Origin of the sequence: Klebsiella sp. GW_Kp181, from assembly GCF_040062315.1 — a bacterium.
GTDB lineage: Bacteria > Pseudomonadota > Gammaproteobacteria > Enterobacterales > Enterobacteriaceae > Klebsiella > Klebsiella oxytoca.
This window is the reverse complement of the sequence record NZ_JBEAFR010000083.1, coordinates 1-22,873: the sequence shown is the minus strand read 5'-3', so window position 1 is coordinate 22,873 and position 22,873 is coordinate 1. Positions and strand designations below refer to the sequence as shown.

The window sequence follows — 22,873 nt, the reverse complement described above, 5'->3', positions numbered from 1 at the left end:
GAGCCATCTTATCGACTGTTTTCCAGATAAGATGGCTGAATGGAATGACCATATCCAGGTAGACAGTTTCTGCCCGTACGGTAAGGCATTTTCAGAAGGAATTATTGTGGCGACTAAAATGTGGATGATCCGCGGCGATGGCGGAAAATTGTACGATGACTTCAGGGACAAACAGGTTGTTGCAATCGGCTGGTCGCAGCTCGCTCCCTATGTGAAACCGGGATGCTCAAGAGAGCAGTTGTTTACCCGGTATCAGGAGCTTGAGCCACAGACTAAGCCTGGCACAGTTCGTTCCGGTGCTTCCCAGGTCTGGCGCTTTGTGAATGAAATGCAGAAAGGTGACTGGGCTATTACTTATTCACCTTCTAATCGTACCTATTTAATAGGGAAAATCGCCTCAGATTTTGAGCTTCATGCCGAATGGCTTGAAGATGGCATGGGCATTGCGCGTAAAGTGAAGTGGAATGCGGAAGAGATTAAGCGCGATAGTCTGAGTGATGCAACCAGAAACACCCTTGGCTCAACGCTGACGGTATTTCAGGTGCCTGATTTTGCCGTGAATGAATTGGTGCAGGGCAAAAAGCCTGGCTCAGATGTCGTGCCGGAAGTAACTGTTTCAGGTGAAGAGGATGAGGTTGTTTCTAATCCTCTGCGCGACATGGAAATGATCGCTTTTGAAGGCATCAAGGATCGTATCAACCGTCTCGACTGGGATGAGATGCAAAATCTGGTCGCTGGCGTGTTACGTAGCATGGGATATAAAACTCAGATATCGCCTGCTGGTGCTGACCGTGGGAAAGATATTATTGCTTCCCCTGACGGTTTTGGCTTCGAAAATCCGCGCATTATTGTTGAGGTGAAGCACCGACGGGAACAGATGAGCAGCCAGCAAATCCGTAGCTTTATCGGTGGTCGTCATAAAGACGATCGCGGGCTGTATGTCAGTACCGGCGGATTCAGCAAGGATGCGCGCTATGAAGCCGATCGTTCTACAATCCCGTTGACGCTATGGACGCTGGACGATTTGGTCCGCGCGTTAGTAGAAAACTATGAGCAAGTGGATATTGAGACTAAATTATTGGTTCCACTTAAGAAAACGTATTTGCCTGCATGAGTTTCGACGCCTGTTTTTGTATAAACAGGCGGACTGATTCAGATATTGAGTAAAAGGACTGTAGTTTCTTGTAGTGGAGTATACTGGCAGTTAGCAAGACATTTTTATTTAGATGGGATAATCTATTTTTGAGGGCTATTTGATATTAGGGATGATGTATTATGAATTTATGGCTTAGTTCTGTAATTTTTATGACGATACTTACTTTGTTATCCGGTTGTTCTGATGTTAGTGATAAAGAAATAAGTTTTAACGCGGCAAAATCAATGCCCGGGTATGGTTACCTCATATTTGATTTCAGAGAGTCTAGAGAAATTAAAAATATAAAAGATAACCGCTTGTATTATACCATCCATTATACCAATGAGAATAAATCTATTTTTGTTACAGTTAATGATGTGGATTTTAAAGAAAGACTTTTTAAAGCATATATCCCATACTACAAAGGTTATAAAGTAAGAAGTATATCATCTGCTCTTCTTTCTTTGGATTGTGGAGATTGCCAACGAACACCAATAGATTATTGGGTAAGTGTTTACTTAGTTTCTGCGGTTGGTGGTTCACGATGTCAGGAGACAGTTCATAAAAACTTTGAAATGTTTGATTATACCGATGGGTGTAACGGTGACTGGCGTGATGAAAATGGAATAGATGGGAGCAAGAGATTTCTTGGTAGTGTGTTTATCACTCCACATTTCAATACTGGTTCTGTGGATACTTTTACAAACCGATATCCACCAGGACATAGTTCGGCAGGGTCTTGATTGACGGATTCTAAATGAGATCCTGCAAATTTTTGAATATCGAGTGATTGCAGATTATTAATTAGGTTTTTTTCCATTCGATCATAATCAATTATACTTGGTATATCAGATGTGTTTTTTGAAAGCCCCTGCCACCACTGATACTGCCAGCCCAATCCCCACCGCCCCCGGCATCAACATATACTCTGGCTCAAAAAAATCGGTACCGTCAGCCACATCACCCCCGTTGCCGCCAGGCTGGAACTGATCATACGCCTGGCATGGTGATAAACAAACCCGGAATCATGGCCTGCGCTGAACCGCCGTAAGTCGCGTCTTATCAGCCCGTCGATAAGGCCGATGGTAATGGTGAGTGCAAACAGTGGTAGCGCCTGCCACAAAATCGTCAGGCGCAGCAGAAAGGTGAGGATGACATTGCCCGCAGACAGTAACGCGCAGCGTCACCGTAGTGACGGTTTCCGTCCAGAATAACCCGCTCTGCCCATTGAGCGAAGAAATCAGCGCTGCAATCCCTTGCTGCAATGTATCGCTGACAATCGCCAGACCTTCTACTAACCACACCGGTGCGCCAGCAAAGTTCCGCCGCCACTGCCACGTAGCCTGCAATATCAGTTCACTGCGGCTGGTGCAGGTGTTCCGCCATAAAAACGCCTCGCCCAGCCACTCCAGCGCTATCGCCAGCATCCATGCGCCGAGGCAAAAGCCAATCAGCACGCCGGGTAACAATGCGAGCCAGCCAATTAGTCCGGGGAGGCGTGCAGGCGGCGGTGCATGTTCGGACATCAGTGCAGCGGCAGGGTGATATAGCGGCAGAGGAACCGCGCCTCGTGAGCCTCATCCAGTCGTATCTGAAAAATGTCGTGTTCATCTTCCTGCAATGCAGGTTCGCGCCATGCCTGAAAGCCCTGTAAATTCATCCGGGCGATAATCTGATCGGGCGTTTCTCCCTGCGTCAGAGCTTCAACCGCCTGTTGCAGGGGAAGAGGCAGCGTTTGCGCAGGCCACATCACTTCAACGCTCACAAGCTGGCGGTGTGTCCGGGGTATCATCGGTCAGTTTCTCCGTGGTTTCGCTGTCGTTCAGCCATAAAATAGGGGCGTTTTTCGGCGTTACAACTGCCTCCGCACGGTTCCTCCATACGGGAGCGCTTTTCCATATAACGGGTGATTTGTGCGATGTTTTCCTGCATCAGCGAATCTTGCGCGGTATCCGGTAACGGGATGCGCAATTTCCGGAGCTGGCCGCCTTCCAGCAGAGCGAACGCCTGACCTTTGGGGAGCTGGACCAGTGAGGCGGGTTCCAGTAGCGGCACCTGTACGCTGCTCACGCGATCCTGGGTGTTACTGGAAATGTAAATAGATCGGTTTTAGTTCCATGCATTCTTTGAGATCTCGGCCAAAGTGATCTCCTCCCGAAAAACAGCACCGGTCTACTGAGGTGCCCGCTATTGCTGAGTAAGATCTGTTAACGCAGCACGTTCCCCACTTTCCACCCGCGCTTCCTCCTCACACCACCTTTCAAACAGCCTGGCGAATCTGGCGCTTTGCCAGGTTTCTCCAACCTGGCTCAAGATAAAGCCAGTGACCACAATAGCGGAAATAAAGTAAAACAGTGAAAATGCGATAGCCGAATTTACGCCCCCGCTGGCCAGTAACGATTGTATTGTCGTCCACCAGGCGTAAGCAAAAATGAGTATTGAAAATACCCAGAACCCCCCGCTAACGATGTGAAAATTTTTAATTTTTTTATCATCTACAGAAAAATGATTTTCTTCACAACGATATAAGGATGGGTTTTTAAGGAAACTTATTAATCGTATATCATATGAGCCGATATTTTTATCAGCGATAAACGCGATCAGCTGATGGGCGTGCCAGACAGGAAGAGTAATCCCGATCAGCTCATACAAAAACTTTATTTGTACGGTCTGATGCGTCCTCGAGAGTTTGGTGTCGGGTATGTCAGCGTTCGCTATCTCAGCGATTTTATTCAGCACCTCTATTTTGGTTTCAATAGGTACCTTTTCAAAGCGAATTTTTCGCTTTGCTGGCGGGCTGGACATCACTTTTCCCGCCCAGTCGATGATCTTTTTAGCCACATATAAAATCGCGGGTAGCAAAACCAGCTTTGCAATATCTATCTCGTTAATAGCTCCCATCGTTATTCCTTTATAAAATGAATACGCAATGAATTTACAACACTGAATTTATTTTATGTAGCCCTCATTATTATGAGGGCTTCGATATGGCTAATTCCTGGGCTGGCTCCTGGTCTGACTTAATGCCAACCGCCCAATACGGCCCCTGCCCGGAGACCGTTATGCTTAAAGACTGAAGCCAATCTCCACCGATGCCGCACTGCGTTCCCCCTCGCCATGGTAAACCGCTTCGATGTTGTTACCATCGGGATCGCGTACAAACGCCGCGTAGTATCCCGGGTGATAAGTTCGCTCACCGGGTGCGCCGTTATCACTGCCGCCATGTGCCAGCGCTGCCTGGTAAAAAGCATCCACCGTCTCACGATCCCTGGCCTGGAAAGCCAGGTGATGCCGTCCTGTCGGCTTACCTGCGGAACCGGGACTATTAATCGATGAAACAACAAGCTCATCAGCCCAAAAATAATCATCGTAGGTATTCACGACAGGGATCTCAAGGACCGCCAGCACGGCTGTATAAAACGCTTTGCTGGCCTCGAAATCATTTACCACAAGCTGGATATGGTCGATAAGCCTGCCGCGATGTAATCGGTAAGTCTCCATGATGGTTTCCTCATTCAGTCGTATTAACAGGTATTTATCCGTTATCTAAAAGGAACGTTGTACGAATTTGATGGATGAGTACAGGCCCGGGATGACGATGAATCTCAATCGAAGGGTCATGACATTCAAATCCTGTCTGTCATCGCAATCCTGACCCCTCAACCTCGTCCCCCAATCACCCCGATAAACTCTCTGACCTGCTTCTGCTTCCTGGCCGACAGCTTCTCCACCCTACGCATCGCGGCTTCCAGCTCCGGTTCCGGCTCAACCGCCGTCAGCACGATACAGCCCTCCATCACCCGCACCTCCACCCGGGTGCCGGTCGAAAACCCTGCCGCCGCCAGCCACTCGCCCTTCATGATCAGCGCCGGAACAAGACGACGATCTGGCAAACGTCTCACATAACTCACCGTCAACTGACGCTTATTTTTCGGCGACACTTCTGGATCAAACGAATCTACAATACAATCCGCATTAGTCATGGTTGCTATTCCTGGTAAATAGTAATTGTGATCAGCGGTGCGGGTGTGTTGGCGCACATTCGCACCGCGCTAAATAACACCTGTAAACCTAACCAGTAATAAAAATAAAGTCCAGACTTTAATCGGACATAATAAACGCCTTTAACCGCAAATTAAGAATTAACAGAATGCGTGCATCTATTAATTAGCGCCTGTTGAAAATGACTTTCCTGATATTGCTGAAATAACCGTAAAGCAGATTCAAAAAATAAAAGCGAGATAATGCGCGCAACAGGATGCCCATACCTAATTACGGGCACCCCATCTCTTTTGCCAGCGTCCCCTTCCGGGACTTCAGGCGGCGAGCGATACCTGCCGGCAGGGTGGACCAGAACGAGAGCGCCGGATGAGTCCGCCGCTCAATCTCCTCCACCGTCACTTGATAATCACAAAAACTGGCACTTTTGGGCGTCGCCTGATCCAGCAAAAACGCCGCGTATTTGCCCTTATCCGGACTGGAGCCGATAAAAATAATCTTCCAGTAGCCGCTGGGAAGCTCCACCTCGGGCGCGGCGGGCAGGGTGGCGATATGCCGTTCGAACAGCGGCCCGGTAACGGACCACACCGCCGCCACGTCGCGGCGCTCGGCGAGGGCGCGCTCCTTATCCTCCAGCCGCGCCCACGCCCCCTGATTCAGGTCGGAGGCCTGAGGGGTGATATTGGAAAGATAGTTTAACGCCTGCCAGTCTGCGCTGGCGCCGAGCCCGGCGAGCGGCGCCTGATGCCCGCGATCGACCGCCAATGCTGCGCTGGCCCCTTTGTATGCCGCGGGGGCAAGAGTATCCGCAGCGGGTAAATTCGGATCGCGCTTCCAGCTGCGCGAACGCCCGCTGGCCAGGCTGGCTTTGGTGATTTTATACGCCACCCAATTGGCGAATTTGCGGTGGCTGTTGTTGTTGAGCGTATAGGCTTCGCGAACCAGCGTCTGGTCGCTTCCACCGGTCGGGCAGCCCACTTCACAATTATCTACGTGGGATAACCCGGCAACGCACGCGGCGGCAAAAAATAACGACGGCAATACGCTGAATATTCTGAATAGCTTCATGTTGTTGATGACGTCACAGAGAAGATGAATCGATGCATAAAAGAACCCCCTGAATAATCAGAGCGGAATTCACCTATGAATCGCAAAGATGAAGTGAGAGCGTAAAAAGAGTTAGCCGGTCGCAGCCGCGCGGAATATCACAAGATGATTTAACATCACGGCGGATGTTATTTTGTGATCTCAGAAATGATGTTGAATGAGGTAATCAGACTCGCTGCCCGCTATTTTCAGCCGGGCTGAACGGGCGGGAATATGTCCAGCGAAGCGTAAAGCGGTGCGGCATCCATGTCGTTGTCTGAAAAAATGTCGCGGCAGGGGAAAACGCTTCTCTCTGCGAGGAGGATTACTCAGACTACGCGGATGACCGATTAAGGAGAGAAGGTATGAAAAAGGAACTCTGGAGAGGCGTGCTGGCACTGGCCGTACTTAGTCTCCCCGCGCTGGCGAAAACAGGCGTTTCATTCAGCCACAAAGACTGGGAAGTGGTGTGTGATAACACGCTGACCTGCCGGGCGGCGGGATACAGCGCTGAAGAAGGAAGCGGAGGTTCGGTGCTGCTGGCCCGCCAGGCCGGAGCGGGCACTGCCGTCTCGGGAGAGCTGATGCTGGCGGAGGTGACCGACAGCGACGTTCTGCCGGGTAAACTGACGCTGTGGATCAACGGCCAGCCGGCAGGCGATGTGAAGCCCGCAAAAGAGAGCTGGCCGCTGTCGGAGAAACAGGCCCGGGCGATCGTTAACGCCATCAAAGGCAGCGGGAAGGTCGAATTTACAGGCGCGGAGGCGCCGTTTGTGCTTTCCGGCGAAGGCGCTTACGCGGTACTGCTGAAAATGGACGATGTTCAGGGGCGAATCGGCACGCCGGGCGCGTTGACCAAAAAAGGCGACAGGCCGGAAAGCAGCGTCCGGGCAGCGATTCCCGCCCCGGTTATTCACCGGGTCATGCCTGAGAAAACGCAGGAGAGAGCGTTAACCGCGCCTGAGCTGGCGGTGCTCAAGCCGAAGCTTCTGGCCACGCTAAAGAACGATGATTGGTGCGATCGCCTCCAGCCTGAGGAGGGTGAGAAGGCTGAAACTATTAGCCTGACGCCGCTGGATCACGCGCATTCCCTGATTTCGGCCTTGTGCTGGCGGGCGGCCTATAACGAGGGATACGGCTATTGGGTTGTGGATAGCAAACTTGAGGATAATCCAACGCTTATTACGGTTTCCGGTTCTGAGTATGGTGACGGCGAGATTTTTATGAGCCAGAAAGGGCGAGGACTCGGCGATTGCTGGGGGACGGCGAGCTGGCTCTGGGATGGCACAACGTTCCGCAAAAGCCGTGAAGCGACCACCGGGATGTGCCGCTATCTTCGCCTCGGCGGAACATGGGATCTCCCCACCTGGGTGACCGAGGTTAAACCGGCAAAGTGAAATCATGCGGCCAGAATCTCTCCCGGCACACACGCCGACAGGGAGGACAGGGAAGGATCTTAACGATCGTCCGCGTAGCGGGATCGCGATCGACAGCGCCAGTGGCGGCAGAAAACTGACGCCTTGTTCAAAATAACAGCGCGGCTAATGTATTGCTAACTCGAATTAGTTTATGATTAAGCCGTTCTGTTCGTTATGGAAAATGAGTTTATGGCCAAAACCGTTGAGCAAGTCGCCAGGGCGCTGGAAATCTCGATTACCACCGTGCGCCTGGTGCTGGGTGGCAAAGCTGAGCAGTATCGCATCAGCGCCAAAACGCAGCAGCGTATTAATGATTACATCGCCGAGAACGGGCTGGTCGTTAACCATATCGCCCGCAGCCTGAAGCTCAATAAAACCGAGACCTTAGGGCTGGTGATCCCGCGATTATCCAACCTGTTTTTCTCCACCCTGGCGGAAAAGCTTGAAGCCTGCTGCCGTCAGGCGGGGTATCAGCTAATGATTGCCTGCACCTACAGCGACAGCGAGCATGAAAACAGTCTGGTTGAAGGGCTGCTGGCGCGCAACGTTGACGGGCTCTTCGTGGTGCCCTCTACCCGGGAAACGCAGCTGCATCACCAGAAGGTGGCGCGCAAGCGGCCGCTGGTGCTGCTCGACCGCGATTTTGGCGAGAGCGACGTGTCGCTGGTGGTGAGTGATAACTATAACGGCAGCAAAAAGCTGGTGCAGGCGATGACCCAGGCGGTGGACGTCTCGCCGATTTTTTTTATCGCCGGGGATACCCAGCAGCCGTCGATCCAGCGTCGTCTGCAGGGCTACCTGAGCGAGCTGCCCGCGGGGAAGGAGTGGATATTGTCCGCCAGCCATAACCGCCAGGAAGAGGGCAAGCAGCTGATGCTCGATTTTCTCCGTCAGCATCGCGAGCCGCCGAAGGCGTTTATCGCCTCCTCCCTGCCCATTCTGGAAGGGACGCTGAGCGCGCTGCGGGAAACCTACGGCTTTATTCCGTCGGATATTCCCATCGGCACCTTCGATGAACATCAGATGCTGGGATTTCTGCCGAACGCAGTATGGTCGATGCGCCAGGATGAGGACGCCTGGGCACAGCACGCGTTTCATCTGATGCAGCAGAAGCTGCAGGGGGAAAATGCCGATGTGAAGATCACCGTGCCGATGACCCTGATTCATCGTCCGCTGTCGGTGGAGAAGCAGCGGAGCCAGTAAATGACACGGCTTGTGTGAACACGTCAATCCCCGGCCGCGCTATGCTGGCCGGGGCTACAAATACCGCATCCTGCGCGCGCTGGTAGCCCGGATAAGGCGCGGGCGCCGCAATCCGGGGAACCCTTAACGATCCCTCATCAAGTCAATCGCTGAACAAACCGCGCCGCCAGCCCGGCGTCCAGCTCCGGCGGCAGGCCGCTGATCCCGACGCCGGCAATGGCCAGCCCGTCGACGATCACCGGCTCACCGCCCGGCATCGCCAGCAGCTGCGGGTCGTTAAATACCGCCAGCTGCAGGGCGCCAGCGCTGACCTCTTGCGCCAGCGTTGCCGTCGGACGGCGAAAGCGCAGGGCGCTCCAGGCCTTGCGCTGCGCCATCTGGCGCGGTAGCGGCGGGCAGCAAGCGTGCGCGCCAAAGGCGATGAGCTCGCCCTCCGGCCCGACAACCGCCACTGCCAGCCCCCGGGTTCGCGCATCGCTTTCCGTCTCCTGTAAAAACCGCGCGACCTGCTGGCACACAACGCTATCGTTCAGACGGACCTGGGGACAGAACGCGTCATTGTCCGGCATCGGCGATATACCTCCGTAAGCGCAGATAGAGGTCATCCAGCTCGCCTTTCTGCGCCGCCGTCAGCGCCACAAACGGCTCGCGGGTGGGGCCGGTATCGACGGTCTCTTTCGCGGCAAGATATTTCGCCGACTGGAACACGCCGCGCGCGACCAGCTGCTCCACCACCTCGTTGATCTGCTGCTGCAGGCGCTGCGCCCGGGTGATGTCGCCCTGCTGGAAAGCGCTGCGCAGGGCGAGAAACAGCTCCGGCTGCAGGTTAACCGTGGTGCCAACCGTGGCCGTCGCGCCCGCCGCGAGGCTGGGAAGGAAGATCTCATCGAAACCGTTAAAAAAGACTTTCTCCGGGTAGCGGGCGATCATGCGTTCCAGCGAATAGAGGTTATGCGAAGTATGCTTCACCCCCAGAACCTGCTCTTCGCCGAGCAGCGCGTCGGCGCTCTGGGCATCCAGCTCGACGCCGGTAAACTGCGGAATATTATACAAAATCACCGGAATCGAAATGGCGTCCAGCACCCGACGGTAGTAGGCGATAATCTCCTCGCGGCTATATTTGTAGTAGTAGGGCGGCACCAGCGACACCGCGCTGGCGCCGTCCTGCTCGGCGTGCTTCGCCAGCTCGACGGCGTCCCGGGTGCGTGGCGTCCCGACGTGGGCGATCACCGGCACCTGACCGCCCGCCGACTGCACCAGCGTCGCCAGCACCTGCCTGCGCTCATCGAAACGCAGCAACGGTCCCTCCCCGGAGGAGCCGCAGCAGTAAAAGCCTTCAACCCCGCGCGCCAGCTGGGCGCGGGCGAGCGCGTCCAGCGCCGCGTAGTTCACCGACTCATCGGCGTGCATCGGCGTCACCACCGCGGAGATAATGCCGCGAAAACGCTGCCATTTATCGCTTACCATGCGGTCCAGCCTCCATCCACCACCACGTTGGAACCGGTCATATAGACCGAGGCGTCGGAGAGCAAAAACACCACCGCGCCGTTGTACTCGTGGGCTTTCGCCATCCGCCCGATGGGAATACGGTGGGTGTAGTTTTTCTGAAAGCGCGGGTCCTGATCGCTGCGCTCGACGCCGGAGAGGGTCAGGGTATTGACGCGAATGCCGTCGCGCCCCCAGTAGGTGGCGCAGTAGCGGGTAAAGTTATACAGCCCGGACTTTGCCGCCGAATAGGCCACCGGTTTGACGAACGGAATGCCGGTGTCCTCTTTTTTGTAGCTGTAGATATCCTGCACCGGAGAGACCACGCCGTAGATCGAACCGACGTTGATGATCGAGCCGCCTTTGCCGGCCTGCTTCATGCGTTTGCCGACCTGCTGGGTCATCAGGAAGGTGCCGACCAGGTTCACTTCCACCACCTCGCGGAACACCTCTTCCGGGAACTCCTCAAACGGCCCGGAGACTTCCGGCGGCGCGCTGGGCTGGGTGTCGACGCCCGCGTTGTTGACCAGGCCATCCGGCACGCCCCACTTCGCTTCAATGCTGTCCAGCACCCGGTTAATGCTGGCTTTATCGGTAATATTCACTTCCGCGCACAGCAGGCGGTCGGAGTCCTTAATCGCCCCCAGCACGCGGTCGACGCGCGCGGCATCGACGCGGGTGGCCAGCGCCGCCACTTTCGCGCCGCGTTCGTGTAACGTCTTCACGTACTGCGCCCCCAGCTGTCCAAGGCCGCCGGTCACAATGATGACCTTGTCTTTAACCGAGAATAACGTGTCTTCCATTGTCCTTTCCCCTCACTGCGTGGTTAGATTTTGTGGGTTGCGAGGTAATCACGATCGAGAATAATGCCGTGGCCCGGCCTTTCGCTCGGCACGTAGTAGCCGTCCACCTCTTCGCCCGCTTCGGCGATGATGCGCAGATCTTTCCAGCGCCCGCCGTCGGTCATCTCGGCGTATGAGATATTCGGCACCGTAGCCAGCAGGCTGGCGCTGAGCTCCATGACAAAATGCGGCGTCATCGGCAGGTTGTGCGCGCGGGCGACGGCGGCGATATCCAGATAGCCGGTGATCCCGCCGACGCGGCCGAGATCTGCCTGGATGTAATCCGCGCTGCCGCTCTCGATGTACTGCGTAAACTGATTTAAGTTATAGACGTTTTCTCCCAGCGCGATGGGCGTGGCGCTGCGCTCGCGCAGCCGCAGGTGGCCGGCGATATCGTCGGAGGGCAGCGGCTCCTCAATCCACAGCAGGTTAAGCGGTTCGAACAGCTTGAACGCGCGCAGCGCCTGCGGGAAGTTCCAGCCCTGGTTGGCGTCCACCGCCAGCGGGAAGCCCGGCACCGCCTCCTGAATCTTACGCAGCCGCTCCACGTCCTCTTCCAGCGTCGGTTTGCCCACTTTCACTTTCGCCGCCAGATAGCCGGTGCTTTTCCAGCGCTTGACCTGGTCGATCACTTCCTCAATGGACAGATGCAGGTTGATGCCGCTGCCGTACAGCGGAACGCGATCGCGCACGCGGCCAAGAATGTCGATAATCGGCGCGTTGAGGGTTTTACCTAACAGATCCCAGTAGGCAATATCCAGCGCCGCCAGGGCATGGGTGGTGACGCCCGCGCCGCCGACGTCGTGTACGTGTTTATACGAGCGATGCCACAGGCCGCGCGGGGAGAGCGGCTGGCCAATAACGTCCGGGATAATCTCGGCAATCAACGCAGAGATGGTTTTCCCGCACCAGCCGGAAGTGTGGCTAAAGCCGGTGCCGACGTGGCCGTTAGAACCGTAGACGTCAACTATCGCCACTTCGATATCGGTGACGTGGTGAATTTGATCTCCCCACGGGCCTTCCGGCAGCGGAACGCGGGCGGTCATCAGTTCGATATTTTCAATCACGGGCATTTTTGTGCTGTTCATCTGATTCCTTCCTTTATGGGTTCAGCGGGGGCCGCCCCTGCGGCCCGGGCGGTTAATGTTTGGAGGCCGGGGATTCATGCCCCTCCAGGGCGATTGCCGGGCTGGCATCATGTTCTCGATCGTTCTCGTCGCCCACCGCATGACCGAAGACTTCCGGCAGCAGGAAGATCGAGGCGAGGAAGGCGCAGAACGGCGCGATCGCGATAATCATTGAGGCGACCGGTACGCCGACCGCTTCAAACAGGGCCGGGAAGACCAGGGTGGTGACGAAGGCGGTGACCTTGACGATGGTGTAGCCGATGCCGGAGGCCACGCCGCGATAGCGCGGTTTTGCCACCAGCGAGATCACCGTCATGCCGCTTTCGGAATCCCAGTAATGGCCCCACAGCATCAGCGCCGCGCCGAAAATGATAAAACCAAAGCTGCTGCTGTAGACGCCCCACGCCGAAATTGAGATGCCGATGGTGACCAGCAGGAAGCCGTATTTGCTCAGTCCCTTATGCCCGAGCTTCGGCAACAGCAGCGGGCCGACAAACGCCGAGAGCGCGGCGATACAGTTCACCGCCAGCAGGGCGAGGTTATTCTGGATCTGCCCGGAAATCCCGATGGTGACGAGGATCAGCGGCAGGAAGAAGGAGAAGGCGTAGTTTTCAAACGACTGCACGGCGCAGGAGAACCAGCCGAACAGGGTGGTGCGGCGGGTAAAGGGACGACGGAACAGATCGTGCAGCGTCTCTTTGAGTGTCGGGTCGGCGATGGTGACGTTTTCGTTGGGCAGAATATCGTCCAGCAGACGGCCATCCTGTTCGCCGTAATAGTCACGGGAGGCTTGTTTCGCTTCGATAAAGCGGCCGCGTTCGACGAACCACGCCGGCGTCTCCGGCAGCTCCCGACGCATAAACAGCAGCAGGCAGGCCGGGATCGCCGGGACCGCCAGCACGATGCGCCAAATCATATCCGGGTGAACATCAAGCGCCACCAGCGTGGTGACCAGCAGAATGGCGGCGATAATCCCCAGCGCGAACATAAACTGCCAGCGGTTAGCCATCACTTCGCGCTTGCCCTTCGGCATCACCTCCATGATGTAGGTAAAGCCGTTAGCCACGTCCGCGCCCACCGGGATCCCGGCGAGGCAGCGAATAATCGCCAGCCAGTACATATTGGGCGCCAGGCCCTGAAGAACGGCGAAGATCGCGAACAGGATCATCGACCAGAGGAAAATTTTACGCCGTCCGAGCTTATCGGTCAGCCAGCCGCCGAGCAGCGCGCCGACCACCGCGCCAAGCTGGGTGCCGGCGGCGGTAAAACCAAGCAGCCAGCTGCTGGGCTCATAAATATCTTTCAGGGCGAATAAAATAAACGCCATGGAATAAATATCCCATGACTCAATTAATAATGCGGTGATCATTAGCCATCCCGCTTTGGTGCAGCCGGGGGCCTCCTGCTGATCGAGCCGTTTCTTTGCCTTCTGGATAATAAATTCAATATGTTGCTGCTGATACATATAATCCTCTCTTATCCGGGCAGGCGGAGGGCCCGCCCGGACAGATGCGCGTTAATCCGCTCTTTATGAGCGATAAAGAGACGAATGAAGCGGATGTTTGCCAGGATCGCTAACAACGTAAAAATTACATAAGCGAATCAGTTGTTATTTCATTAATAAATGCGCATCGCCTGCGATAAAGACTTTCATATTTTGCGTCAGCGCCTGGGCAATAAAGGCGTTCAGCACTTCGGATAATACCTCCTCTTCTACATAAGCCAGACTGAGATGGTTGCTCTGGTGGCCCGCCATTAAATCGTCGCGCGAAACCCCGTCGAGAACGGCGTTGAGTAATGGCCACTCGTAGTTGGTTGCCCGGCGGCGGCGTTCGAATTCGTCATGCGGTAGTTCGACGGCGGTGCCGGTGCCGATATGCAGGATCACCTGGGTACCTTCGTAATGCGCTCGCGCCCAGATAAAGCGTCCGGCTTTGCCCTGACCGGCAATGGTCGAGCCGCCGTAGGGGAAGAACATCGCCGGCTGGCGATAGCCGGTGGCCCCGGCGATCCCGCCCTTCAGATGGGCGAACGGCACCGCGCCGGAGATCTCCAGATCCCAGTAGAACGTGCCGTTGTATTCGCTACCCCAGCGGATATCGTGAAGGGTGGTTTCGCTCGCCATGCCCAGTGCGCCGAGCAGCTTCGCCAGCATCACCTGTGGGATGGCGCTGCCCATATCCACCTCGTTGATGCAGGGGATCGGCGCGTCCGGGCAGACGATCTCGCCGTTCTCATCCGGGATCGGGAAACGTTCCGCGTTGCCGATGGCGCCTTCGGCAAAATCCGAGGCGGCGCAGCTGTCTTTGAGCCCCTGCTGATACTGCACGCCCACCGCCGTCAGGCCGAAGCGCTTCACGAAGCGCGCCATGGCGATCATCATCGCGCACTGTTCCAGCACCTGCTCCCGGGTCAGATCCTTCGTCCCGTCGGCGCCGAACCGGAAGCGCATGCCGCGGGTCTCATACCAGTCGAGACAGGCTTCGCGCAGGTCGGTCGGCACTTTATTCATTTCAACCAGCAGCGCCGATTGCGACAGCGACTCCACCGGCATCCCTACGTCGATCATCGCTTTTTGCGGGAACACGCCGTTGATCATCCCCATACAGAAGGTATCGAACAGGCCGACAATGGCTTTGTGTTTGAGGATCGACTGCCCAACCTTCACGCCGATCTGTCCGGCTTCGCTGGCCAGCAGCGGCGCGCTGGGCGCAACCGGATGCAGATAGCCGAGCTTATGGCTGAGATGACCGTCGCGCAGCCAGGTGTCCAGGCCGCGAATAAACGCCTCGTCGGCGAAGGTTTCCGACCACAGCCGCGAGTAGTTGCGCTCCAGGCTGGTGAGGCAGCCTGCCATACAGAGCATGCCGACGAGGCCCGGCCAGGTGCCGTCAAAATTGGCGAGCAGCAAAATAGGGCCGCGATGATGTACCAGCGAAGGCGCAAGGTGATGGGAGTATTGCCAGGCGGTAAGCAGGACAATAATCGGCGCATCCGGATCGATCCCGGCGAACAGCTCGCTACCCTCTTTCTGGCTGCTGATAAACCCGTGGCCGCGGCGTTCGTTGACCGGATGGGCGCGGCGCAGGCGGTAGCCTAATGTTTCCAGCGCCGTTTCCAGACGCTGTTCAAACAGCTTCTGCGTGGGCCAGCAGGTGACGTTAGCCGGTTCGCGGAGATCCGCATTGGTGACCATCAAGACTTCGCCTGGCTTCGGGGTAATAAGCCCGGCTTCGGCGGGTAACGTTAAATTCAACATGTGAATTTCTCCTGTAGGGGGTAGGTCGCTTAGTTATCGTTAATCGTTCTGCGCAGGGATTAGCGCCGCATCAGCCGCTTCAGGCAGACTGATTTCTATGGCTAACTCGAATTAGCAAGTTAGGATAAAAAAAAGACAGGGACAAACCCTTTGCCGGGGATTTGTGATGGCTATCAATGTGAAATTTTTAACTAATTAATTTTAAAAACATTATTTTAAAAGGTGGGGTGAAGTGACGAGGAAAGTTTGCTGAGGCGGTTTAAAGGCGGGCAGAAAGGCGGGCGGGAAGCGCAGCGAGGACGTTAAATTCAGGTTTGATATTTAATGAATTGAAATTATTGAATTATTTATTTTTCCGTTTGAGCATTTTGTCTGGGGTGATTGACAGGAGTGTTAAAATTTAACCGATCCTGGTCACACTCTTTTAGCATTTACGTTGTGAATTTCTGTATCTTGTTATAATTAGCTAATTCGAGTTAGCTTGTTGGTGATTTTCCCTCGCCAACGATGTTAGCCAGGCGCTGCCCGACTAAACAATAATGATTCAGGACAGAGGATTTAATGATGACCCTGCTTACCTCGCCCGCCATTGCCCCTGCAAAAAATGAACAAACATCGCAACAAACCCATGAAAGAAGAAAGCTGCTCACCGTGCTGGGCTCCGGTCTTTCTGGCACAACGATTGAGTTCTATGACTTTTTTATCTACGGCACCGCCGCCGCGCTGGTGTTTCCGTCGCTGTTTTTTCCTAACCTCTCGCCGCTGATGGCGCTGCTGGTATCCTTCCTGACGCTGTCGATTACCTTCGTTAGCCGGCCCATCGGTGCCATCGTATTTGGTCACTATGGCGATAAGATCGGCCGCAAGAAATCGCTGGTTCTGTCGCTGATGATTATGGGGATTTCGACGTTTTTCATAGGGTTAATCCCCAGCTACGACACCATAGGCAACGCCGCGCCGTTGATACTTATCTTTTTGCGCCTCTGCCAGGGCTTTGCCATCGGCGGCGAATGGGGCGGGGCGACGACGCTGATCACCGAGTATGCGCCGCGCCATCGCCGGGGCTTTTTCGGCACCTTTGTTCAGTTGGGCAACGTGCTTGGCCTGTTTATCGCCACCGGCGTTTTTGCGCTGGTGGTGATGCTGCCGGAGGATGACCTGATGTCCTGGGGCTGGCGCGTGCCTTTCCTGTTAAGCATCGCGCTGCTGTTCGTCGGGATGTTTATCCGCTCAAGGATCGAAGAGACGCCGGTGTTTCAGGAGAATCAGAAGCAGCAGCAGAACGCGCCGAAAGCGGCCGAGCAGAAGTTTCCTGTTCTCACCGTGCTCAAACATCACCGTAAAGCGGTATTCCTGGCGATGGGTATGCGCATGGGGGAGATTGTTCTGGGCTGGCTGACGGTGGCGTTCTTTATGTCCTATGTGACAAGGGAACTCAACTTTACTCGCGAAACGGCGCTGAACGGGCTGCTGCTGGCCAGTTTTGTCGGCATTTTTACCTTTCCGTTCTTCGGCTGGCTTTCCGATAAAATTGGCCGCCGACCGGTCTATCTGGCCGGCGCCGCGATCACGTTGATCTTTGCCTTCCCGCTGTTCTGGATGATCGACTCCGGCTCGGTGAAGATGTTTATGTTCGCCACCACCTTCTGCTATTCCGTGGGGCTGGGCATGATGTTCAGCGTCCAGCCCGCCTTCTTTTCGGAGCTTTTTGACACCAGCGTGCGCTACACCGGCGTGTCGCTCGGCTTCCAGCTGGCGAATATCGTCGGCGGCTTAACGCCGATGATCGGTACCTTACTGCTGGTGTGGTCCGGTGGCGCATCATGGCCCATCTCGCTGTTTCTCGCCTGCATGGCGCTGATTACCATCCTGTGCGTCTGCGTGACGCGGGAAAGCTATAACGATGAGCTTAATGAGGTGAAGAAGTAGCCGGGGAGGGTTGCCCCGCCATGACCGGCGGGGCGGGCGTATCAGAACAGATTAAATTTATATTCGATAATCACTTCCGAAGAGAGCGAGTTGGCCCGGCTGTAATGGCCGTCGGTAAGCACCGGCGTTTTGCCATTCATCTTATAGGACCAGCCCGGCCCGAACATCGCCCAGACGGTGAGATTTTTCAGTCTCGGGTGCGTCGGCACCCAGCGGCTAAAGGCGTTAATTTCCCCGGTACGGACGTGGTTGCCGCGGTAGTTAAACTGGGCGATGTTGCCGGCGAGACCGATAGCCAGCTCCGGCGTCAGGTTATAGTCCGACATATTAGAGAGAACCAGTTCACCGTCGCGCATATAGTCGTTGCCGGCGTAAGCCATTGAGATAAAGGTCCCGCGCGAGTTTTTACTCATATGGCGCGGGTAGAAGCCCACTTCATTGGCCTTATTCGCATCGGTATAGCCCAGACCCCACTTGGTGCTCCAGTTGTCCGCCTGCCACTTCACATCCATGGCGATGTGCCAGGCATCATCGTCAAAGTCACGCTTATTCGCCGGCATCGCTTTATACTCGTCCAGCGCATGAGTGGCGTAGACCTGAGTACCGATGTTCAGCGCTTTTATCGGCTTAATATTGGTAAACAGAATATGGCGGCGCAGATAGTTGTCGCTTTCACCATAGCCGTACTGCATGTTCAGGTGCTCGCTTTGCCACAGAATATCGCCGCTGGCGATATGGTTAATGTACTGGCCGCTGTTGGTCTGGAAGCGTTTCTTATCCGGCGAGTTACGATCCATCGCGCTTTCGATGTACGCGCCGCGCAGCGTGAAGGGACCGTAGTTCACCGCGCCGGTCCAGCCCAGGTAGGTGGTCGGAGAGAGGCGGGTCGAGTTGGAGATGACGCCAAAGTTTTTCATCGTCTGCCAGCCCCAGCGGGCGTTCAGATGAGTGTCCGCCAGGCGATACTGCAGCTTGATATTGCGTTGACCAAATTTGGAAAAGCCTTCAGCGTTGCTTTTGTTATTTCCGCTGCCGTTATTATAGAGTACGCCGCGGGAGTTAAAGTAATCGCTGGCGCCGAGCTTTACCGCCCCGTAGTATGTGGCATCAAAGCCAATAATATCGGCAAAATAGCCGGACTGATAATCGACGGCGACGCCCTGGCCCCAGGCATTATGGACTTTCTTTGGCTCGGTCTCTTCTTCCTTAAGATATTTCCAGTAGTTTTTAAAGGATAAATTCAGATGAGACTGGCTGAATAACGGATCGTCGAGCACGGTATCGATATAATCGCGCTCCTTCAGGCTGTTGGTGGTCGAAGCTGACCAGGCGCTGGCGGGAATAGCCAGCAGCATAATGGCGACTGTTGTAGTATTGATTTTCATAATAAACCCCAGAGTAGGGACGCAGCGATCCAGGCGAGGTGTTTTCGCCTGAAGTCTGCCGTAATAAATAATTAAGCGTGGGTATTATTTTTTATCGAGAGCCTGTTTTCCGGCTTCGACATATTTCATAGTGCCGATTTCAGGAACGGTATATTTGCCGTCTTTATAAACAATTTTAACCACTGCGGCATTGGCAAGCGGTTTGTTTTTCGCGTTATCGTCCGTTAAGTCGGAAATCATGATCTGCATTGCGGTACCGGATGAAATCGCCAGCACGTTTTTATCGCCCCGGGCCTGCGCGTTTTCAACGATGGTATGCAGCGCTGCCTGGGTGCGGGTTTTTACCTGCTGATAGTTTTCCGCCATGCCTTTGGGATCGGCTGCCGCCAGCGCATTCTGGTTGGTATCAACGGCCAGGGTGCCCGCTTTCATTTGGCTGAACAGCGCAGCGCCATCTTTAAGCCCCAGCTGTTTGGCGCCGGCGTCGGCCATATCTTTGTTATAGCCGCCTTCAAAACCGCCGAAGAAGGCTTCCCGCAGGCCGCTTAGCTCAGTAAGTTTGTAATCACTTACTCCGGCTTGCTTAAGTATCACCTGCATGGTTTCACGCTGACGTCCGGCATCGCTGGAATAGAAGCTATCAAATGGAATGCCTTTTAGTCCCTCGCCGAGATAACGTGCGACGCGAATGCCGTCTTCAGTAAGCGGGGAGTCAGCCCAACCCTGTACGCGGTCAAACGTATTCAGCAGCGTTTTGCCGTGACGAGCGAAATAGATATTCACGCCATCGTCGTTTTTAACTTCCGCTGCCGAGCAGGTTGCCGCACTTGCCGCTATCATTAATGCTATAAGCCACTTCTTCATATAACGCTCCACCTGAATGGTCTTTTTATAAGCAAAAAAAAACCTACGTCAGATATTCGACGCGAAGCATAAATAAAGCTATGTTCGCTCGAACTCTATGACGTAGGTTTCGCCTGTTCTTGACAGTAACAATCCAACAGCGGTGACGTTAGCACTAATTATGCAAAAAGACACCCTCTATTTATTGTTATTGTCAATAAATGTGATCGTCTTCATGAAGGTAATTTTGCTGGTTGAGATGTATCTTAAGTTTAATTTTCAGAATAATTGGCAGTTTTTGACTTAAATAATTATTGGGGATTGATCTCCGTCACAAAATAATGATGTCCGCTCTGGACTCTGCCGCGCACTGGCGTTATTTTCGCTTCACTCTGGGATTGTTACTGACCACAGGCAAAACCTAAGACTCCTGTCCGCCAATTTGGCGTGCGGCAGGAGTCTTAGGTTTTTTTTTGCGCCTGATAAATACCTCTGCTACCTAACAAGGAGTGATGATGAGAACGAAAATTCTGACTGCCGCCATTCTGGCGTTATCTGCCGCTGGCGTACAGGCTGCTGAAAAACCGCTGAAAATACTGTTGGTTAACGACGATGGCTGCCAGTCTGTGGGAACCACATCGCTGCAGGAAAAACTGGCGGCCAAAGGATATGACGTCTGGATGGTGGCGCCGGCAACGAATCAGAGCGGGATCGGGTCGGCAATCACCTTTAAGACGGGTAAGGTCTTTGATGTCAAAAAAGCCGCTGACAAACGCTACTGCTTCCCGGGAACGCCCGCCGACGCGCTGGATTTCGGCCTGTGGGGCGTGATGAAAGACGCGCCGCCGGATCTGGTGATCTCGGGCGTTAACGACGGCCCCAATACCGGTATGGCGCAGGTTAACTCCGGTACCGTTAGCGCTGCGGCTCGCGCCATTCGCTATGGCTTCCCGGCGATTGCCGCCAGTATTGGCTACCGATTCACGGAAGAAGAGATGAAGAACAAATGGCCGAGCACGCATAAGTACTGGCCTGACTCGGTGGATTACGTTGTCTCGCTGGTTGATAAACTTAACGCCGCGCATAAACCGGGAAGCCCGATTTTGCCGCAAGGGTCCGGTTTGAGCATTAACTATCCGCCGCTGCCGTCGGCTGAAATTAAGGGCGTTCATTATATTGAGAATGAACAGTTCCCCGCGCCGCAGATTGGTTATGAACTGCTGGCGGACGGCACAGCAAAACAGACGATGAATCCGGAAGCGATGAAACCGGGGGAAGGGGATAATGACTCGGGCTGGCTAAACAAAGGGTATATTACTTACACCCTGTTTGATGGCTCATGGAACGCGCCGCAGTACCAGGCGCAGTATGAGACGCTGCTCGGAAAATAACGTCGTAGTGATATAAAAGAAGAAGGCGCTATTCGCGCCTTCTTTATATGAACAGATGATGAAGCGCTATTCGTCGAAGAACCAGTAGCCCTGGTTAATCAAACGGGTCAGCTCGGCGATAAAGGCCGGATTGCGCAGTGCGGCCTCACCTAACTCATCTTTACCCAGCAGGGTATAGCGGCAAAGCGCGTCCAGGGCCGCAGGTTCGGTTGGCTCAAGCTGTTCACTATTCACAAAAAAGTCATCGCCAATGTGCAGTACCCGCAGGCCGCTCAGGCGAGTCAGCATTTCGCCTCCCTCGAGTGCGTCGACAATCTCTTCTTCTGCATAAGGCGGTTCAGCTGGCGCAATATCCAGCTCGTGGCGCGGCGTGGTAGCAAAACGTCCAAACCACTGGCGGAAATCTTCCGGCTGGCTAATCATCTCGATCATCATGCCGCGCAGACGTTCCAGTTCATACTCTTCAACCCGGCCCGGATGTTCACGGCAGGTTAAATCCGGATCGCTGTAGTGCTCGCCGCCGAGATCGTTTTCCAGCGCGTAATCGGCAAAGCTGCTGATCAAATCGCGGCCGTTTGGCCCGCGGAAGCCAACGGAGTAGTTCAGCGCCGTTTCGTGAGTGATTCCGTCGTGCGGGAATCCCGGCGGAATGTACAGAATATCGCCTGGCTCCAGATCCTCATCAATAATCGGCGGGAACGGGTCGACGTGCAGCAGCGCGGGATGCGGGCAGAACTGACGCATCGGCAGCTTATCGCCCACGCGCCAGCGGCGGCTACCCATGCCCTGAATAATAAAGACATCGTACTGGTCGATGTGTGGGCCCACGCCGCCGCCCGGAACGGAAAAGGAGATCATCAGGTCGTCTAAACGCCAGTCCGGCAGTACGCGGAAAGGGCGCACCAGCTCAGCGGCGGGCATGTGCCAGTGGTTTACCGCCTGAGCCAATAGCGACCAGCCGGTTTCGCCCAGGCCATCAAAATGTTCAAACGGCCCGTTGCTGGCCTGCCATTGACCATTCTTAAGGCTCACCAGTCGACTATCGACTTCCGGTTCCATGGCCAGCCCGGCCAGTTCATCCGGGGTAATCGGATCGACGAAATTCGCGAAAGCCTTCTTTAATACCACCGGCTGCTTTTGCCAGTACTTTTCTAAAAACTCGGGCCAGTTAATGTTGAGTTGATAAGCCATAGGTTTATACCAATAAGAAGAAACGGGCCTGATTATAGAAATATGCACCCTCAAGCCGCTTTGTCATGGGTCAAGGCTGATGCTTAATTCATCATCTGAACTAACGGCACCATAAAAGAGGGAAAACCTGAAGTGGGTAACGCCGTTTTTTGCAAAATCTCATTTTTGGCTAAAATGCGCTGCAGGCCTTGTGGTGCCTGGGTTCTTATGGTTTTTCGTAGCAAAGGTTAGTCGTGAAAAGTTTAAATTATGAGCGTTTGATAAGCTTTTTGTATTTTTAGGGTTGCTATATCCCGGCAGCTCCCTATAATGCGCTCCCACTGACACGGCAGATGTGAATCACTTCACACAAACAGCCGGTTGGTTGAAGAGAAAAAATCCTGAAAAACAGGGTTGACTCTGAAAGAGGAAAGCGTAATATACGCCACCTCGCAACGGTGAGCGAAAGCCGCGTTGCACTGCTCTTTAACAATTTATCAGACAATCTGTGTGGGCACTCAAAGTGACATGGATTCTTAACGTCTTCGGACGAAAAATGAATACCAAGTCTCAAAGAGTGAACACGTAATTCATTACGAAG

General features: G+C 54.5%; 20 protein-coding genes and 2 pseudogenes. 6 read left to right on the top strand and 16 right to left on the bottom strand.

Annotation, left to right across the window (positions count from 1 at the left end):
• Window positions 1–124: 124 nt before the first annotated feature.
• A complete protein-coding gene (locus ABLV11_RS23445; RefSeq protein WP_097365666.1) occupies window positions 125–1,114 on the top strand; it encodes a restriction endonuclease in 990 nt (329 codons plus the stop codon).
• Window positions 1,115–1,275: 161 nt separating this feature from the next.
• The gene (locus tag ABLV11_RS23440) at window positions 1,276–1,878 is read left to right on the top strand and encodes a hypothetical protein (RefSeq protein ID WP_126488337.1); all 603 of its coding nucleotides are present in this window, start codon (window positions 1,276–1,278) and stop codon (window positions 1,876–1,878) included.
• Window positions 1,879–1,983: 105 nt separating this feature from the next.
• Here the strand turns inward: ABLV11_RS23440 and ABLV11_RS23435 are convergent.
• The 7 genes and pseudogenes from ABLV11_RS23435 to ABLV11_RS23405 form a co-directional block, all read right to left on the bottom strand.
• Window positions 1,984–2,661, bottom strand: a pseudogene (locus ABLV11_RS23435) (TIGR03747 family integrating conjugative element membrane protein).
• Complete coding sequence (locus ABLV11_RS23430; RefSeq protein ID WP_032691902.1) at window positions 2,661–2,927, bottom strand: hypothetical protein; 267 nt, start codon at window positions 2,925–2,927, stop codon at window positions 2,661–2,663. The pseudogene ABLV11_RS23435 and the gene ABLV11_RS23430 overlap by 1 nt, the downstream one beginning before the upstream one ends.
• Window positions 2,890–3,226 (bottom strand): annotated as a pseudogene (locus ABLV11_RS23425) (conjugative coupling factor TraD, PFGI-1 class); the annotation flags it as partial. The gene ABLV11_RS23430 and the pseudogene ABLV11_RS23425, both read right to left, overlap by 38 nt.
• Before the next feature lie 96 nt (window positions 3,227–3,322).
• Window positions 3,323–4,036: a hypothetical protein gene (locus ABLV11_RS23420; protein WP_126488339.1), complete on the bottom strand. Its 714-nt coding sequence runs from the start codon at window positions 4,034–4,036 to the stop codon at window positions 3,323–3,325.
• A gap of 165 nt (window positions 4,037–4,201) precedes the next feature.
• Window positions 4,202–4,636 (bottom strand): VOC family protein, encoded by a 435-nt coding sequence (locus ABLV11_RS23415; RefSeq protein WP_004117617.1) that lies wholly within the window; start codon window positions 4,634–4,636, stop codon window positions 4,202–4,204.
• A gap of 158 nt (window positions 4,637–4,794) precedes the next feature.
• Window positions 4,795–5,118 (bottom strand): endoribonuclease SymE, encoded by a 324-nt coding sequence (gene symE / locus ABLV11_RS23410; RefSeq protein WP_004133486.1) that lies wholly within the window; start codon window positions 5,116–5,118, stop codon window positions 4,795–4,797.
• Between the two features lie 289 nt (window positions 5,119–5,407).
• Window positions 5,408–6,202 carry a DNA/RNA non-specific endonuclease gene (locus tag ABLV11_RS23405; RefSeq protein WP_172598498.1) on the bottom strand — a complete coding sequence of 265 codons (795 nt, stop codon included), beginning with the start codon at window positions 6,200–6,202 and terminating at the stop codon, window positions 5,408–5,410.
• 383 nt (window positions 6,203–6,585) lie between these two features.
• On the opposite strand from ABLV11_RS23405, the gene ABLV11_RS23400 reads away from it, so the two are divergent.
• Window positions 6,586–7,617, top strand: coding sequence for a DUF1176 domain-containing protein (locus ABLV11_RS23400; RefSeq protein ID WP_151386395.1), 1,032 nt, complete (start codon window positions 6,586–6,588; stop codon window positions 7,615–7,617).
• Window positions 7,618–7,827: 210 nt separating this feature from the next.
• On the top strand, window positions 7,828–8,841 hold the full coding sequence (locus ABLV11_RS23395; RefSeq protein ID WP_004117622.1) for a LacI family DNA-binding transcriptional regulator: 1,014 nt from the start codon (window positions 7,828–7,830) through the stop codon (window positions 8,839–8,841).
• 137 nt (window positions 8,842–8,978) lie between these two features.
• Here ABLV11_RS23395 and ABLV11_RS23390 read toward each other — a convergent pair whose 3' ends face one another.
• The 6 genes from ABLV11_RS23390 to ABLV11_RS23365 form a co-directional block, all read right to left on the bottom strand.
• Entirely contained in the window at window positions 8,979–9,410 is a 432-nt protein-coding gene (locus ABLV11_RS23390; RefSeq protein ID WP_126488341.1) for a heme-binding protein, read from the bottom strand.
• Window positions 9,397–10,308, bottom strand: coding sequence for a dihydrodipicolinate synthase family protein (locus ABLV11_RS23385; RefSeq protein ID WP_126488343.1), 912 nt, complete (start codon window positions 10,306–10,308; stop codon window positions 9,397–9,399). Before ABLV11_RS23385 ends, ABLV11_RS23390 begins: the two co-directional genes overlap by 14 nt.
• Complete coding sequence (locus ABLV11_RS23380; protein ID WP_004108725.1) at window positions 10,302–11,129, bottom strand: SDR family oxidoreductase; 828 nt, start codon at window positions 11,127–11,129, stop codon at window positions 10,302–10,304. Before ABLV11_RS23380 ends, ABLV11_RS23385 begins: the two co-directional genes overlap by 7 nt.
• A 23-nt stretch (window positions 11,130–11,152) precedes the next feature.
• Window positions 11,153–12,256, bottom strand: a complete 1,104-nt coding sequence (locus ABLV11_RS23375) for a mandelate racemase/muconate lactonizing enzyme family protein (RefSeq protein WP_004108723.1) — start codon at window positions 12,254–12,256, stop codon at window positions 11,153–11,155.
• A gap of 52 nt (window positions 12,257–12,308) precedes the next feature.
• A complete protein-coding gene (locus tag ABLV11_RS23370; protein ID WP_004117633.1) occupies window positions 12,309–13,760 on the bottom strand; it encodes an MFS transporter in 1,452 nt (483 codons plus the stop codon).
• Window positions 13,761–13,904: 144 nt separating this feature from the next.
• Window positions 13,905–15,554: a hypothetical protein gene (locus ABLV11_RS23365; RefSeq protein WP_064345383.1), complete on the bottom strand. Its 1,650-nt coding sequence runs from the start codon at window positions 15,552–15,554 to the stop codon at window positions 13,905–13,907.
• 564 nt (window positions 15,555–16,118) lie between these two features.
• On the opposite strand from ABLV11_RS23365, the gene ABLV11_RS23360 reads away from it, so the two are divergent.
• Window positions 16,119–17,483 carry an MFS transporter gene (locus ABLV11_RS23360; protein WP_024273671.1) on the top strand — a complete coding sequence of 455 codons (1,365 nt, stop codon included), beginning with the start codon at window positions 16,119–16,121 and terminating at the stop codon, window positions 17,481–17,483.
• A gap of 41 nt (window positions 17,484–17,524) precedes the next feature.
• Here the strand turns inward: ABLV11_RS23360 and ABLV11_RS23355 are convergent, their stop codons facing one another.
• Window positions 17,525–18,868, bottom strand: coding sequence for an OprD family outer membrane porin (locus tag ABLV11_RS23355; protein WP_024273672.1), 1,344 nt, complete (start codon window positions 18,866–18,868; stop codon window positions 17,525–17,527).
• A gap of 84 nt (window positions 18,869–18,952) precedes the next feature.
• Window positions 18,953–19,732, bottom strand: coding sequence for a histidine phosphatase family protein (locus tag ABLV11_RS23350; protein ID WP_348855843.1), 780 nt, complete (start codon window positions 19,730–19,732; stop codon window positions 18,953–18,955).
• Window positions 19,733–20,226: 494 nt separating this feature from the next.
• On the opposite strand from ABLV11_RS23350, the gene surE reads away from it, so the two are divergent.
• Window positions 20,227–21,102, top strand: a complete 876-nt coding sequence (gene surE / locus ABLV11_RS23345) for a 5'/3'-nucleotidase SurE (protein ID WP_032728843.1) — start codon at window positions 20,227–20,229, stop codon at window positions 21,100–21,102.
• Between the two features lie 66 nt (window positions 21,103–21,168).
• Here surE and ABLV11_RS23340 read toward each other — a convergent pair whose 3' ends face one another.
• Window positions 21,169–22,293 carry a cupin domain-containing protein gene (locus ABLV11_RS23340; RefSeq protein ID WP_032728844.1) on the bottom strand — a complete coding sequence of 375 codons (1,125 nt, stop codon included), beginning with the start codon at window positions 22,291–22,293 and terminating at the stop codon, window positions 21,169–21,171.
• Window positions 22,294–22,873 lie beyond the last annotated feature (580 nt).